This is a genomic window from Nonomuraea sp. B1E8, assembly GCF_039871515.1.
GTDB lineage: Bacteria > Actinomycetota > Actinomycetes > Streptosporangiales > Streptosporangiaceae > Nonomuraea.
In genome coordinates, this window is record NZ_JBDPLS010000012.1 from 22,668 (window position 1) to 36,236 (window position 13,569).

The 13,569-nt window shown below is 71.1% G+C and carries 14 protein-coding genes; 3 read left to right on the plus strand and 11 right to left on the minus strand.

The genetic code is table 11. The features are described 5' to 3' along the window. Positions 1-372 precede the first annotated feature (372 nt). The 3 genes from ABGA98_RS33135 to ABGA98_RS33145 form a co-directional block, all read right to left on the minus strand. Positions 373-1,224: an alpha/beta hydrolase gene (locus ABGA98_RS33135; RefSeq protein WP_347622643.1), complete on the minus strand. Its 852-nt coding sequence runs from the start codon at positions 1,222-1,224 to the stop codon at positions 373-375. A gap of 134 nt (positions 1,225-1,358) precedes the next feature. Further along, positions 1,359-4,118, minus strand: coding sequence for an AAA family ATPase (locus ABGA98_RS33140; RefSeq protein ID WP_347622352.1), 2,760 nt, complete (start codon positions 4,116-4,118; stop codon positions 1,359-1,361). 404 nt (positions 4,119-4,522) lie between these two features. Further along, a complete protein-coding gene (locus ABGA98_RS33145; protein ID WP_347622353.1) occupies positions 4,523-4,909 on the minus strand; it encodes an ATP-binding protein in 387 nt (128 codons plus the stop codon). An 84-nt stretch (positions 4,910-4,993) separates the two neighbouring features. Here ABGA98_RS33145 and ABGA98_RS33150 point away from each other — a divergent pair, with 84 nt between their 5' ends. Beyond that, positions 4,994-5,779 carry a GntR family transcriptional regulator gene (locus ABGA98_RS33150; protein ID WP_347622354.1) on the plus strand — a complete coding sequence of 262 codons (786 nt, stop codon included), beginning with the start codon at positions 4,994-4,996 and terminating at the stop codon, positions 5,777-5,779. Here the strand turns inward: ABGA98_RS33150 and ABGA98_RS33155 are convergent. The 3 genes from ABGA98_RS33155 to ABGA98_RS33165 are packed head-to-tail and all read right to left on the minus strand — an operon-like array spanning position 5,776 to position 7,016. Further along, on the minus strand, positions 5,776-6,225 hold the full coding sequence (locus tag ABGA98_RS33155) for a hypothetical protein (protein WP_347622355.1): 450 nt from the start codon (positions 6,223-6,225) through the stop codon (positions 5,776-5,778). The two genes, ABGA98_RS33150 and ABGA98_RS33155, sit on opposite strands and share 4 nt — an antisense overlap. Beyond that, positions 6,222-6,623: a helix-turn-helix transcriptional regulator gene (locus ABGA98_RS33160; protein WP_347622356.1), complete on the minus strand. Its 402-nt coding sequence runs from the start codon at positions 6,621-6,623 to the stop codon at positions 6,222-6,224. The genes ABGA98_RS33155 and ABGA98_RS33160 overlap by 4 nt, the downstream gene beginning before the upstream one ends. 30 nt (positions 6,624-6,653) lie before the next feature. Beyond that, the gene (locus ABGA98_RS33165) at positions 6,654-7,016 is read right to left on the minus strand and encodes a hypothetical protein (protein ID WP_347622357.1); all 363 of its coding nucleotides are present in this window, start codon (positions 7,014-7,016) and stop codon (positions 6,654-6,656) included. Between the two features lie 382 nt (positions 7,017-7,398). Here ABGA98_RS33165 and ABGA98_RS33170 point away from each other — a divergent pair, with 382 nt between their 5' ends. Beyond that, positions 7,399-7,965, plus strand: a complete 567-nt coding sequence (locus ABGA98_RS33170) for a hypothetical protein (protein WP_347622358.1) — start codon at positions 7,399-7,401, stop codon at positions 7,963-7,965. Positions 7,966-8,113: 148 nt separating this feature from the next. Continuing rightward, complete coding sequence (locus ABGA98_RS33175; protein ID WP_347622359.1) at positions 8,114-9,712, plus strand: hypothetical protein; 1,599 nt, start codon at positions 8,114-8,116, stop codon at positions 9,710-9,712. 51 nt (positions 9,713-9,763) lie between these two features. Here the strand turns inward: ABGA98_RS33175 and ABGA98_RS33180 are convergent, their stop codons facing one another. Genes ABGA98_RS33180 through ABGA98_RS33200 form a run of 5 tightly spaced genes read right to left on the minus strand, consistent with a single transcriptional unit; the run spans position 9,764 to position 13,568 of the window. Continuing rightward, on the minus strand, positions 9,764-10,204 hold the full coding sequence (locus ABGA98_RS33180) for a VOC family protein (RefSeq protein ID WP_347622360.1): 441 nt from the start codon (positions 10,202-10,204) through the stop codon (positions 9,764-9,766). 53 nt (positions 10,205-10,257) lie between these two features. After that, the gene (locus ABGA98_RS33185; RefSeq protein WP_347622361.1) at positions 10,258-11,247 is read right to left on the minus strand and encodes a branched-chain amino acid ABC transporter permease; all 990 of its coding nucleotides are present in this window, start codon (positions 11,245-11,247) and stop codon (positions 10,258-10,260) included. After that, positions 11,244-12,104, minus strand: a complete 861-nt coding sequence (locus ABGA98_RS33190) for a branched-chain amino acid ABC transporter permease (protein ID WP_347622362.1) — start codon at positions 12,102-12,104, stop codon at positions 11,244-11,246. Before ABGA98_RS33190 ends, ABGA98_RS33185 begins: the two co-directional genes overlap by 4 nt. 52 nt (positions 12,105-12,156) lie before the next feature. Further along, positions 12,157-12,816 (minus strand): ABC transporter ATP-binding protein, encoded by a 660-nt coding sequence (locus ABGA98_RS33195; RefSeq protein ID WP_347622363.1) that lies wholly within the window; start codon positions 12,814-12,816, stop codon positions 12,157-12,159. Continuing rightward, positions 12,813-13,568: an ABC transporter ATP-binding protein gene (locus ABGA98_RS33200; RefSeq protein WP_347622364.1), complete on the minus strand. Its 756-nt coding sequence runs from the start codon at positions 13,566-13,568 to the stop codon at positions 12,813-12,815. Before ABGA98_RS33200 ends, ABGA98_RS33195 begins: the two co-directional genes overlap by 4 nt. Between the last annotated feature and the right edge of the window lies 1 nt (position 13,569).

A 13,569-nucleotide genomic window follows, 5' to 3' on the forward strand; every position in this document is an offset into this window, starting at 1 on the left:
GCGCCCCTGGGTCGCGGTCGACCTCTTCCGGCCCGCGATGGACATCTCGGAGAAGATGGGCCTGCTCCCGCGCGTCGAGGAGCGGGCCACCGGCACCGACCGGTGAACCGTCCACTGGGAGGGCACACGGCGTCCCGTCCGGTGGACCTCTCCAAGATCTTCGGCGCCGCCTCCGGCCGGCACGTCGAGATCATGCGCGACGACCTGAGCGAGATCTACTACGACGGCGACGAGTCCCGCTTCAGCGCGTTCATCGGCGCCTATCTCGGGGTGCTGACCCTGCCGAACGTCTCCTGGCGCGACGGCGAGCTCCGCATGCACGCCGGTGACGGCCGCCCCTGTGACAGGGGCGGCCGTCACCGGACGGAGGGGTCAGGAGCTGGGGCAGGTGTCGCGGTACTCCTCGATGGCAAGCCCGCTGGGCGGCGGGCACAGGAACTGCTCGTAGCGGGTGTCGTCGTCGACGAACCGCTTGAGCCAGGCCACCATCGACTTGGCCATCGTGGTGTTGGGGGTCTGCGGGAAGAAGTGGCTCGCGCCGTTGAGCTCCAGGTACGCCTTCTCCGACGAGGACGGGATGCTCTCGTAGAAGCGCTCGGAGTGGGTGGAGACGGGGGCGATGCTGTCGCTCTCACCACCGATGATCATGGTGGGGACGCGCACGCCCGACCAGCTCTTCGTCAGGTTCCACGGCGCGATCGGCACGGCCGCCTGGAGCGACGACCGGTCGTCGGCGGCCTCCAGCGAGCCTCCGCCGCCCATCGAGTGGCCGGCCACGGCCAGCCTGGACGGGTCGATGCGGCTGCGGACCGTCGACGGGCTGTCCTCCACCAGGTAGTCGAGGGCCGCGAGGAGCTGGCGGCCCCGGCTGTCGGGCTGGTCGTAGATGGTGTTGGTCTCGATGCCGATCACCACGAAACCGTGCGAGGCGATCCTCGGGCCGAGCCAGGCGAGGCTCGACCACCTGGCGGTGTAGCCGGGCGAGATGGCGATCGCCCCGAACGTGCCCTGGCTGGTGTCGTCCGGATAGTAGATCTCTCCGCCGCCGAAGCCGAGGACCAGCGAGGAGACGCTCCGCTGGGACGTCGAGAACGGTCCGCGGCTCGCCTCGAGTAAGGCGTCCGTGGGGTCCGGGCCGCGCTCGTACGGGCCGGCCGCGTGGGCGGCGGGAGCGGCGGCGAGGCCGCCGCCGAGGAGTGCGAGAGTGAGGGCGAGCTTGGTCAACGTTCGCGCGCCGCGGTGGGGGGTGGTGAGCTGCACGTCGTCTTACTCCCTGCTCGAAGTGGGGGTGACTGCTGTCTGTCGCCATTGTTCGGATGCGGAGTCAGCCGTGCATCGGTGAAATCACCGGTCTCCGATCAGGACATGAGCCGTACCAGATCGACGCGGGAGCGGACGCCGAGCCGGTCGAAGATGTTCCTGAGGTGGTGCTCGACGGTGCGCCTGCTCAGGAACAGCCGTTCGGCCACCTCCTTGTTGGTGGCGCCCTCGGCGACCATGCGCGCGATCCGCAACTGCTGCGCCGTGAGCTGCCGCGTGGTGTCCGGCCTGGTGAGGCGTACCGGGTCGCCGGACGCGCGCAGCTCGGTCCTCGCCTGTTCGGTCCACAGGCGGGCACCGTGGCGTTCGAACGTCTCCAGCGCCGCGTGCAGGTGGTTCCTGGCGGCGCCCGGGCGGCGCTCGCGGCGCAGCGCACTGCCGTACAGCAGCCGGGTGCGTGCCGACTCGAACTCGCACACCCCCTGCCCGTGCAGGTCGAGCGCCTCGCGGAACAGCTCGTCAGCCTCGCCGGGCGCGGCGAGCAGCGCCCGGCAGCGGGCCACGAGCGCGCGCAGGTCGGGGCTGCGGGTGCTGCCGACCCAGCGTTCGAGCACGCGTAGCGCGGCGGCGGCCCGTTCGCGGTCGCCGGTACGCGCGGACGCCTCGATGAAGTGCGGCGTGGCCATAACGCGGATCACGACGTGGTTGTTACGCCGCTCGGCGCGCAGCCGGGCGGCGGCGCCTGCGGGGCGGCCGGCGGCCAGATCGAGGCAGGCCAGCGCCCAGGTGCCGATGGCACCCGCGATGCCCAGCTCGTGGGCGTCGGCCAGCTCGATCGCGGCGTCGGCACGCACCCGGCAGGTCTCCCTGTCCCCTTCGACGGCCGCCGTCATCGCCAGCCAGGCCAGGTGCTGGGCCGCCGTGTTGAGCTGGCCGGTGTCCTGGGCGAGGCGCAGCCCCTCGGCCGCGGTCGTCGCGACGGAGGCGTACCTGCCCATCCAGAACTCCGGGTAGATCATGTACTCGAGCAGCTGCGGCACGGCGGAGGCGGCGCCGCGCACCCGGGCCGCCTCGACGGCGCGGGCCGACAGGCGGTGCGCGGTGGCGTCCTCACCGAGCAGCAGGCTGGCCACGCAGGCCCACACGAGCACCGCCGGATCACGGACGGAACCGGCCAGCTCGACCACCCGCCGCAGCGGCCCGGCGGCCTCCTGGTGCGAGCCGCTGAACGTGGAGGCCATGCCCGCCAGATACTCGAACATGAGCTGGGCCGGGGCGGCATCGTCGGGGCGGCGCAGCGCGGCGGCCTGGCGGGCGATCGCGATGAACGCCCGGTTGTCGCCCGCCCGGTAGCTGGCATCGGCGGCCCTGACGAGCGCGCGCACACCCAGCGTGCGGTGGCTGGTCAGCAGGCGGGCCGCCGCGGCCAGCAGCTCCTCGCGGGCGCTGCCGGTCTCGCCGCGCAGCAGCTCCAGGCTGCCGCGCAGCAGCTGCACGCGGCCGCGTACGTCGTCGGGCGCGGTCAGCGAGCGGAGCCTGGCCAGCAGCGCGCGGGCGACCTGGGGCCGTCCCGCCATCCACGCGTGCCTGGCGGCGGCGGCCAGCCGCTCGGCCTTGACCGGACCGTGCTCGGTGAGCTCGGCGGCACGTTCGAGCGCGAGGTAGGGCTCCGGCCCGCAGGGACGGCCGTGACCGGATGGCCGGGCCTCCAGCGCCGCCGCGGCCAGCTCGCCGGCCAGCCGTTCCGTGCCTTGTCCCGCCGGTTCGTCGAGCGTGCAGGCCCGGTGCCAGGCTTGCCGCAGCCGGCCCTCGGGAGTCTCCGCGTCCTGCTCGTCCAGAAGCGTCGCCAGGACGCGGTGGGCGTGGCGGCGGCGGGCGAGAGGAGCTCCGTGGTAGGCGACCCCGCGTACCGCCGGATCGTCGAAGTCATAACGGTCTCCTGCCGTGTGCAGGATGCCCGCGTGTTCGGCCGGTTCCAGCGCGGTGAGCGCGCAGCCGGGGCGGGCGGCGCGGATCAGGGTCGCCACGTCCAGGCCGGGATCGGCGGCGATCAGCAGCAGAAGCCGCCGGGTGTCCTCCGGGAGGACCGCCAGGCGGGCGGCGTACGTCCGCCACAGCCGCCCGTCACGGGGGAGCGTGGCGGGCGGGGCGGCCAGGCCCGCGAACTGGTCCGGGGTGAGGCCGCCGACCAGCTCGGCCAGCGCGAGGGGGTTGCCGCGGGCGATCTGGTCGAGCGCCGCCAGCAGGTCGCCGGCGATCCTGCCGGGCGCCAGGTCGTCGGCCAGCTCCCGCACCGCCGCCTCGTCCAGCCCGCCCAGCACCCGGACCGGCACGCCTTCCAGCCCGTCCGCCCTCGTGGTGAACAGCAGCGCCACCGGCTCGTACGACACTCGCCTCGCCACGAAGGCGAGCACCTCCCGGCTGGCCGGGTCCAGCAGGTGCACGTCGTCCACGCAGGCCAGGACCGGCTGCCGCGCCGCCACCGCCGTCAGCAGGCCGAGGACGGCGGCGGGCAGGGCGAGTCCGGCCTGCGTCCCGGCCTCCATGGCCTCCATCAGGGCTCGCCTTTGCGCCTCCGGCAGCACCGCGGCGTGCGCGGCGACCGGGCGCAGCAGACCGTGCAGCCCGGCGTACGAAAGGTGCGACTCCGGCTCGACGCCCGCGACCCGCAACACGCGGAAGTCCCGGGCGGCGTGCGTGGCGGCCAGGTCGAGCAGCGCCGTCTTCCCCATCCCCGGCGCTCCCGCCAGCAGCAACGCCCCGCCGGAACCCGAGCGGGCGCCGTCGAGCAGCCCGAGCAGGACACGTTCCTCCTCGCCGCGGCCGCGCAACACGGGAACGGGTGCGATATTGGACATACCGTCCAGTGTCGCCTGGGGACGTCTCACGAGAAAGGGACGATCTGGATCAGCCGGTGATCTCACGCCTGCCGGTATCTATCGGAGGTGGCCCATGAGGAGGGCGTTCCACTGTGCCGCCGCGATTCCCGCGCGCCACCGATCGCTCTCCTCGACCAGGGCGTTCCTCTGCTCGATCCTGCGGATGAAGCGCAGGCCGCATGCTTGGCGCAGCTCGTAGAAGGTCGGTTCGCAGTCGCACGTCCAGGCCAGAACGCGCCCCGCGGGAGCCCATCGTTCTGGAACGGTCCAGACGAGCTGTTCGCAATGGGACGTCGGCGGGCTCACGTGAGGGCTGAAGCAAGGGGGCGGCCGGTCGCGCCGGCTGATCCATCGGGGGTCGCCCGCCGGTTCGCGCGGCGGAGTCACGTGTCCGGCCTGCTGGTCGGGCCCGAGGTGATCGCCTCGGGAAGTTCGCACCAGGCGATGTGGCCGCCTTCCATGGACGTGCTCGTGCCGAAGCCCCTCACCATGCAGGAGATCTTCGCCCAGCAGCCGACGTGCGGAGCGGCGGGCGAGTTGGGGTCCTTGACCTCGATGACGAGCCCGCCGTTCCGTGCCGGGATCAGCTTGATCTCGACGACGCCGTCCTTGGGAGTGTGGCGGACTGCTGTGGCCACCAGGTGGGTGCCGACGTGGACGGCGTCGGCGACGGAGATCTGGGGGCGTTGTCTGGCGCTCAGGGCTTTCTCGATCCACGTACGAGCGTCTTCGACGGCCTCTGGGGTGCCGGGAAGTGTCTGGTGAAGCATTGGGGGCTCACCTGCATCCTAGGAAGGATTGTGCGTGTCATAGATAGCTTGCTGCCTGACTAGGTAACCCGTCAAGCTGTCTTCGTGAATCAGGACGCCGAGCGGCCGAAGTATCTGCGCATCGCGGACGAACTCCGAGCCAAAATCCGCTCAGGGGAGTTGGCCGTAGGTGATCGCCTGCCCTCCATTCCGGAGATCGCGAAGGAACACGGCATCGCGCGCAATACCGCAGCCGCGGTACTCGACGTGCTCACCGGAGAAGGGCTCGCCACCGCGCGACCCGGCTCAGGCACGTATGTGCGTAAGCAGCCGGAGAAACGCCGACTCGTTCGGAGCTGGAATCGGAATGCCCGGGGCGGGAGTCCCTTCGCCGGTGAGATGGCAGATCAGGGCTTGGCGGGATCCTGGGATTACAACAGCAGGACGACGTTGGCGCCCGAAGAGGTCCGGGAGCGGCTCGCGCTCGATGAGGCGGCCGGGGATGACCCCGACGTCGTCCGGACGGACTACCTGTTCCGTGGGGACGGCCGTCCCGTCATGGTGTCGACCACCTGGGAACCGTTGGAGCTCACCCGGGGAACGCCGATCGTGCTCCCTGAGGACGGGCCGCACGCGGGCAAGGGCGTGGTCGAGCGCATGCGGCAGATCGGCGTTCAGGTGACCCACGCGGCCGAGGTGGTGTCCGCCCGCAACGCGACCGTGGAGGAGGCGAAGCTGCTCGACGTCGGGGCTCCTGCCATCGTGCTGACGATCGAGCGTACGTACTACGCCGATGCGCGCCCGGTCGAGACCGCCGACCTGGTCATCCCCGTCGATCAGTACCAGGTGCTCTACGGCACCTCCATCTGGGACGAGCCCGCGGCGCACTAGGCCGGCTGTTCGCCCTCCGGTCGTACGGCGAAGCGCACGGAGGCGACCTCCACGTCCTCGACCTCGAGCATCCACTCATAGGTGCGCCCTGAGGCCAGCGGCAGCGGGGGAATGGAGATGGCGAAAGACAGATTCATGGGCACCTGCCACATGACCTCGTCCGCCGGCTGAGCATTACGGAGCGCGACTGTTCCTTCGTACCGCACCGGCCGGGTGTCGGCTTCGTCGTGGAGAAGTGTGACCGCTTGGTGAGCGTCATCCAGCAACTGGAGCCGGAATCGCACTTCGTCCCCGGCTTCGTTCCACGGGATGCGGAGGAACCCGGTGATGGCGGATGGCGGAATGGCGGGGCCGGTCAGCGACCATCCTGCTCCCAGCATGTGCACCTTGCCAGACGCCCTGTCCGTCGTGGCGGAGTCGGCCAGGACGAGGAAGGCTTCGATCACAGGGGCACCTGTTGCAGATCGAGGTTGGCCGTCCCCTGCGTGGCGTCCGTCCCTTGCGGGATCCCCACAGCGCGCACACTGATTTTCGCGCCGGCGGATGTCGTGGTGGTGGTGCTCGCGGAAGTGGTCACTGTGTGCACGACCTCCACGCCGATGGCCAGCGCATAGCGGCGGATGGTGGACAGGTGCGGGTCGCCACCCAGACGCTCGAAGTCGGAGACCGCAGGCTGGCTGCGCCCCATGCGTTCTGCGACCTCGGCTTGCGTCAGACGTCGATGCTTCCTGATGGAGACGAGCGTCTCGATCAACCGCATGTCGCGGTCGATGGCGGCGGTCTCGCGTTGTACGTCCGGATCGGCCAGGTCGATGCCCAGCAGCTCTGCGACGTGCGGATCCATCCCAGTCAACCTCCTCGTATCGGGTTAACCTTATATTCTCCGCAGCCAGTCGGCCAGACGGTCCCTCGCTTTGCCAATCACGCGATCCTGAGCTCCCCTGCTTCCTTTCATGTGAAAAGCCAGCCCTAGCAGGACGCGCTCCCCCTGAGGCCCGTTCGCGTAGTAGAGCCGGTACTCATTGGTGAGGTACGTCAGGCGAGCCTCGAACAGTCCCTGGCCCAGCGGCTTGGTGTCGCGCGGCAAGGCTCGGTTGTACTGAATTCTGCTCAGAAGCGCTCCGAGCTCCTTCTTGGGAGGGCCATCTCCCAGCACCTCGTGGATCTCTTCGCTGACGACGGGGCGCCCGGTCTCGGTGCGATAGAACTGCCACTCGGCATCAGGAGCCTCCCCCACGTTGCACCATCCCGAGACTGAGGTGGCCGACACAAGGCCTCGAATTTACCTGTGCAGCACATACTCAGAGGTGAAATCTCGGCTTTCACGTCGGGGTCACCTCGTGCGCGATCCCTTCGCGGCGCCCGGTGGCGTGCCTGCTGGAATGACCTGCAGGGACGTATGGCTCTCGACCGTGGGGACCGGGTCCAGCAGGTGCACGTCGTCCGTCCGCGCAGGCCGGGACCGCCGGGCCTTACACACGCTGCGGGCTTTCACTTCCTACGTGTCCGCGGCCGAGGGCAGAATTTCAGGCCAGGCAAACGGCTGAACCGATCGGGGCGGGCCCGCGAACCGGCGGACGGAGGGGACAGGCGTGCGGCGGCTTGTGCAATGCATCGCGATGGTGGGCCTGCTGTCGTTGTTCGCCGCTGCGGTGGCCGGCATGGCGTGGGCGATCACCGCCGGGCCGGACGACATGAAGGGAGGGGCGCTGCTGGCGTTCGTCGTGGCTGCTCTCTTGATGATGAGGGGATGGGTGGCCCTGTTGGCCAAGGCCGGGGCGCACCCCCTTGGCGTGGTCGTCGCCGGGCTCGTCGCCTTGTTCTTCGCCGGTACCGTTCCGGCCGCGTTCAGCGAGCGGGCGATGCACGAGCGCGGCCGGTTCACCACGTGCCGGGTCCTGGGCGTCACCGAAATGGAGGGCGTCAACGGGGCCGCTACCGTTCCCGTCTACCGGCTGGACTGCGATGCCCTAGGCCCTCTTTCGATCATGGAGTCCGACCGCATCCTGCAGGTGAACCAGCGCGTCCTCGTGCACTATGACCCCGAGGGAGGGGCGGACGCCAGGTTGGCCGGTGACGAAGAACCCGTGTCGGGTGTGGACGCCTCTGTGCTCGCCGGTGTCGCACTGGGCCTGCTCACACTCGCGTCCCTCGGCCTGATCGTGTTCGGCCGGCCCGACCCATGAGACCGCGCCGCTCCTCATCGAGCGTGCGCCCGAAAAGGGTTCACTGCGTCGCCGGCGCTGATCGCCGGGACCCCTCCCAGACCGGGGCGCCGACAATGGTGGGCGGCTTGAACAAGGCGATGAGCTGTTCATAGGAGGAAGCGCCACGATGGATCCGATCCCGGCGAGCCCCGGTGACCGTTCGTCTCGACCGGAGCCGGCCTCCGACTCGCTGGCCGTGGCCCTCGGCAATGCTTCACTGCTCGGCCTCGGCTACCTGATGATGGGCCGGCGCAGACTTGCCCTCGGCGCCGGGGCGGTCACGGTCGTGCTCCTCGCCGTGCTCGTCCTGGTCGCGCGGGTCGCCTGGTTCGAGGGTGTGGTGCTCCTGTGGTGGGTCGGTGTCGTCGTGCACGGCTGGTGGCTTGCGGGCGGGCGACTGCGGCGGAGCGAACCGGTGCGGAAGGCCGGGCCGATGGCCGCGGCGGAGTGGCGCGGGTGGGTGCGGCCGCAGCGGCTCGTCGGACTCGGTACGGCCCTCGTCGTGCTGCTGGCCGTCGGTTACCTGAGGTTCGACGCCTCCAGGATCGAACAGGACGCCGCAGCGGCCCACCGCCGGGACGACTGCATGCGGGCGCTGTCGATCCTGGGAGAGCTGTGGGCCGGGCACCGGGTGGCCGACGCCCCACGGACCGCCCGGGCCGAGGACAGCATCGCGGCCTGCCGGCTGCTGGTGAAAGCCGGGCGGCAGGCCGCGGACGATCCGCTGCTGGCCGCCGACACGCTCGAGACCTACCGCGCTCATCCGGGGGCGTTGTGGCAGGGCGTGGAGGGGCGCAGGGCCGACCTCTTCCTCGCGCAGGCCGCCGGCGAACTGAACACCGCCCTGACCGGCGACACCAAAGCCTTGGCGGCGGGCTTCGGCCGCCTGTCGCAGGTACTCGGGGAGTTCACCGGCCAGGAGACCGAGGTGGGCAAGGTCCTGGACGGGTTCTTAGGCGACCTGCCCGTCAAGGACGCCTGCGACACCAAGACGATCACCGACTGGCTCGCCGAGCGTCCGGCCGGCGGCGGCGTACTGGACCGCGCCGCGGACGTCCTCCCGAAGGTCGCGCCCGCGGCGATCGTCGGATGCGGCGACGACCTCGCGAAGGACAAGGAATGGAAGCAGGCCAAGGCGCAGTACGAGCAGCTGCTCGACCAGTACCCCAAGGACGACCTCGCGGCTAGGGCGAAGAAGGGGAAGGAGCGGGCCGGGCTGCAGATCGAGCTCGCGAACGTACGGCGGCTGCTCAAGGGCGGCTCCGGTGACGAGCCGAAGTACTGCGCCCATCCGGCGCCCTACCGCGGCGCGGACCCCTACCGGGGCAAGGGGCCGCACCGCGCGATGCTGTTGGGCAGGGGCGATCACAAGGAGAAGCTGCCCTCCTCCTGGCTGGCCAAGGACCCTGCCGACGCGGTGCTGGTGATCTGCGCCGGCGACACCAAGGACGGGTCCGCGGTCAGAACCTGCCCTTACCACTCGTCTTTCGCCATCGGCGGGATCCAGAACGTGACGTTCAGGAAGCGGAAGATCCCTGTTCGCGTCTACGAGCTGCGGACCGGCAAGCGCGTGGGCCCGCGCAGCGTGCAGATCGGTGGCTCCAGCTGCCCCCCTCGCATCCACTACACGTACTACGCTGTCGACATCGGCCCGCCCTCGGAGAAGTTCGTCAAGTCGTCCAGGTCGGACGTGCGTGCGGCGTACGGATCGCTGATCAAACCGTGAACCCGGACCGCCGTCACGAACACGGCTCGTGCGTAGCAAGACGTATGGCTCTCAGGTGACGGTGGGGACCGGGTCCTTGCCGAAGACCCAGGGCGCGAAGACGATCATCCACCCGTCAGGGTCGGCGAAGGCGACGGCGCCTCGGTCGGCCCAGTAGGGGTTGTCCAGCGGGGTGGGCCGGTGGCCCAGGCCGGCCAGCCGTTCGACGACGGCCGCCACCGGCTCGGCGCCGGGCAGGTAGAGCACGAGCTGGTTCTCCGCCGACGGCGCGGGGATCTCGGGTGTCTCGCCGTGCTGGGTGAGCTCCAGGTGGACCGGCGTTCCCGGCAGGCCGAAGACGGCTCCGTCGTAACCGTCGTGCCCGCGCCAGGACGCGATCACCGGCAGTTCCAGCACGTCGCGGTAGAAGACGAGGCAGTCGTCGAAGCGGGCCGTCGGCCGGGCGAAACGGATTGCCCCCACCGGCAGGAATTTCGGCCAATCGTGCGCCATGCCGTATCTTTCCCCGATATATCGTGGCGCGGGCCACCTTATCGAGTACGGCGTCAGCGGGTCCGCGCGGGAGCGGCCCGCCGTTTCCTGGACAGCCGGTCGGTGACGGCGGGCAGGAGGCCCTGGGGGAGGAAGAGTACGACGCCGATGAGGACGAGGGCGTAGACGGCGTACGACAGCACGCTCGGCGCGTACGTCGGCATGCCGGGCAGCGCGCCCAGGGTGTTCAGCGCCTGCAGGAGCAGCGTGATCGCGCTCGCCCCGACGACGGCGCCCCAGATCGTGCCGAGCCCGCCGACGACGGCCATGACGATGTACTGGATGGAGATGAGCACGGGGAAGGACCCCGGCGCCACGTAACCGGTGTAGAAGCAGTAGATGCCGCCCGCCAGCCCGGCGAAGGCCGCCGACAGCGCGAAGACGACCAGCTTGTAGCGCCCGACCGGGATCCCCGAGGAGGCGGCCGCGGTCTCGCTGGTGGCCAGGGCGCGCAGGGCGCGGCCCGGCCGCGAGGCGATGACGTTGTGCGTCACGAGCATCACCAGGGCCAGCCCCGCCCAGGTCAGGTACGCGTACGTGGCCGCGCCCGCCGCCTCGAACGACCCGACGGAGAACTGCGGGATGGCCTGCAACCCGATGTCGCCGCCGGTGAACTCGAGCTGGCCGGCCAGCGAGAGCAGGATGAGCTGCATGGCCAGCGTCGCGAAGGCCAGGTGGTGCCCGCGCAGCCGCAGCAGCGGTGTGCCGATCACGAGCGCCGACAGGGCGGCGACCACGGGCGCGGCGACGAGCCCCGCGAGGGGCGGCACGCCGTTCAGGGCGAGCAGCGCGGCGGTGTAGGCGCCGATGGCGTAGAAGGCGCCCTGGCCGAGCGAGACCTGCCCGGCGTACCCCATGAGCAGCGACACCCCGACCGTGACCATGGCGGCCAGGCCGAGCAGGATGTACACGGCAAGGGCGCTGTCGTCGAGCACCGCGGGGAGGGCGAGCGTGACGGCGGCGATGAGCAGCCCGGCACCGGTTCTCAGCGGCAGCCTGATCATGTGGACTCCAGGGAGATGGCCGAGCGGCGGCCGGCCTGGACGATCATGACGACGAGCATGAGTCCCAGCGCCACCTCCAGCTGGTGGGAGCCGTAGCCGTAGCCGGCGGCCATGGTCTCGGCCACGCCGAGCAGCAGCGCGCCGATGAGCGTGATGACGGGCCGGGTGAGCGCGCCGAAGACGGCGGCGGCGAAGCCGTTCACGATGAGCGTCACGTCGGTGTCGAACGAGATGGGCCGCAGCGGCGTCACCAGCACCCCGGCGATGCCGCCGAGCAACCCGCCGAGCGCGAACGCCAGCAGCCCCATCTTCCTGACGTCGATGCCGACCACCCGCGCCGCGTACGGGTTGGAGGCGCAGGCCGTCAGCGCCTTGCCCAGGTAGGTGCGGCCGAAGAAGAGCGCGAGCAGCACGAACGTGGCCGCCGTCACGCCGATGACGAGCAGGTGCTGGGTCTGGATGCGCGCGCCCGCCACGGTCACGGAGCCGGCCAGGCCGGGCGCCGAGCGGGGCTGGTCGCCCCACAGGATGATCTCGACGGCGTACGCGAGCACGCCGGCGCCCAGCGTGACGATGAGCGCCGACAGCGGCGTGGTGCCGCGCTTGCCGATGGCGGCCAGCCCGGTCAGCAGGCCCGCGACCGCCGCGGCCAGCACGGCGGCCAGCTCGCTCAGCCCGTGCGGGAACCCGAGCCCGAGCAGCGAGGACGTGCACAGCCCCGCGACGACGGCGAACGTGCCCTGCGCGAAGTTGACCACACCGGTGACCCGGTGGATGGCGACCAGGCCGCTGCCGATGAGCGCGATCGCGCACCCGACCGCCAGGCCGTTCAGGAGATAGGTGAGGAAGGCGCTCATGCGGCCGCCTCCCGCCGGCGCGTTCTCATGTGACCGCCCTTTCCAGGTGCGCTCATGTGATCGCTCCTCCCAGGTACGCGCTGGCCACGCGCGGGTCGTCGGCCAGCACCGCGCACTCGCCCTCGGTCACCAGCCGCCCGGACTCCAGCACGTACGCCCGCCGGCACAGCTCGAACGCCAGCCGCGCGTTCTGCTCGATGAGCAGCACGGTCAGCCCCTGCTCGGTGTTGAGCGCGGTGAGGTGCGCGGCCAGGTCGGCGGTTACGTTGGGGGCCAGGCCCAGGGAGAGTTCGTCCACGATGAGCACGTCGGGCCGCGACATCATGGCCCGCCCGAACGCCACCATCTGCTGCTCCCCGCCGGACAGCACGCCCGCCCGCCGGCCGGCGAGCTCGGCGAGCCGGGGCAGCAGGCCGTAGACGAGGGACGGGTCGCGCTGCCCGGAGCGCCAGCCGCCGAGGGCGAGGTTGTCGGCCACGGTCAGGTCGGGGAAGAGCTGGCGGCCCTCGGGGATGAGCGCGACCCGGCCGCCGGCCTCCACGGTTCCGGAGGTGGGTTTGAGCAGGCCGGCGAGGGTGTTGGCGAGCGTCGACTTGCCGGCGCCGTTCGGGCCGAGCAGGGCGACCATCTCGCCGCGCCGCACGGTGAGGGTGACGTGTTCGAGCGCGGTCGCGGTGCCGTACGAGACCACCAGGTCCTTGACGTCGATCATGAGGCCTGTCCGAGGTAGGCGGCGAGCACCAGTGGGTCGGCCCGCACCTCGGCGGGGGTGCCGTCGGCGATGACCTGCCCGAGGTCGAGCACCACGACGCGGTCGGCGAGCCGGGTCACGAACGCCACGTCGTGCTCGATGAGCAGGATGGTCAGGCCGCTCGCCCGCAGCTCCTCGATCAGCGCCGCGAGGCGTTCGCGCTCGTTGCCGCGCAGGCCGGACGCGGGCTCGTCGAGCAGCAGCAGCTTCGGCCGGGCGCACAGGGCGCGGGCGAGTTGCAGCGCCCGCTGCTGGCCGATGGGCAGCAGGTCGGCGGGCCGGTCGGCCCATTCGGCCAGGCCGACGCGTTCGAGGGCGCGGTCGGCCTCTGCGGCGATCTCCAGCTCGTCGTGCCGGTGCCGCGGCAGCCGCAGCGCGGCCGAGACGAACCCCGCCCGGGTGCGCCCGTGCAGCCCCACCATGGTGTTCTCCCTGACCGTCATGCCGCGGAAGACGCGGGCGGCCTGGAAGACGATGGACATGCCGAGCCTGGCCCGCCGGTGCGCCGCGAGCCGGTCGACGCGGTGCCCGAGGAAGGAGATGCGGCCGTGCTCGGCCGCCAGATGGCCGGTGATCAGGTTGAACAGCGTGGACTTGCCGGCTCCGTTCGGGCCGATGACGCCGCAGACTTCGCCGTCCGCGACGCTCAGCGAGACGTCGCGGACGGCGTAGACGCCCCCGAAGGATCGGGACACCCCGGTGACCTCCAGCACG

What these genes read in the sequence shown, in the direction of transcription:
- ABGA98_RS33140 (WP_347622352.1), bottom strand. Translation starts at nt 4,118, where the DNA reads ATGTCCAATATCGCACCCGTTCCCGTGTTGCGCGGCCGCGGCGAGGAG.
- ABGA98_RS33145 (WP_347622353.1), bottom strand. Translation starts at nt 4,909, where the DNA reads ATGCTTCACCAGACACTTCCCGGCACCCCAGAGGCCGTCGAAGACGCT.
- ABGA98_RS33160 (WP_347622356.1), bottom strand. Translation starts at nt 6,623, where the DNA reads ATGGATCCGCACGTCGCAGAGCTGCTGGGCATCGACCTGGCCGATCCG.
- ABGA98_RS33170 (WP_347622358.1), top strand. Translation starts at nt 7,399, where the DNA reads ATGGTGGGCCTGCTGTCGTTGTTCGCCGCTGCGGTGGCCGGCATGGCG.
- ABGA98_RS33175 (WP_347622359.1), top strand. Translation starts at nt 8,114, where the DNA reads ATGGATCCGATCCCGGCGAGCCCCGGTGACCGTTCGTCTCGACCGGAG.
- ABGA98_RS33180 (WP_347622360.1), bottom strand. Translation starts at nt 10,204, where the DNA reads ATGGCGCACGATTGGCCGAAATTCCTGCCGGTGGGGGCAATCCGTTTC.
- ABGA98_RS33185 (WP_347622361.1), bottom strand. Translation starts at nt 11,247, where the DNA reads ATGATCAGGCTGCCGCTGAGAACCGGTGCCGGGCTGCTCATCGCCGCC.
- ABGA98_RS33190 (WP_347622362.1), bottom strand. Translation starts at nt 12,104, where the DNA reads ATGAGCGCCTTCCTCACCTATCTCCTGAACGGCCTGGCGGTCGGGTGC.
- ABGA98_RS33195 (WP_347622363.1), bottom strand. Translation starts at nt 12,816, where the DNA reads ATGATCGACGTCAAGGACCTGGTGGTCTCGTACGGCACCGCGACCGCG.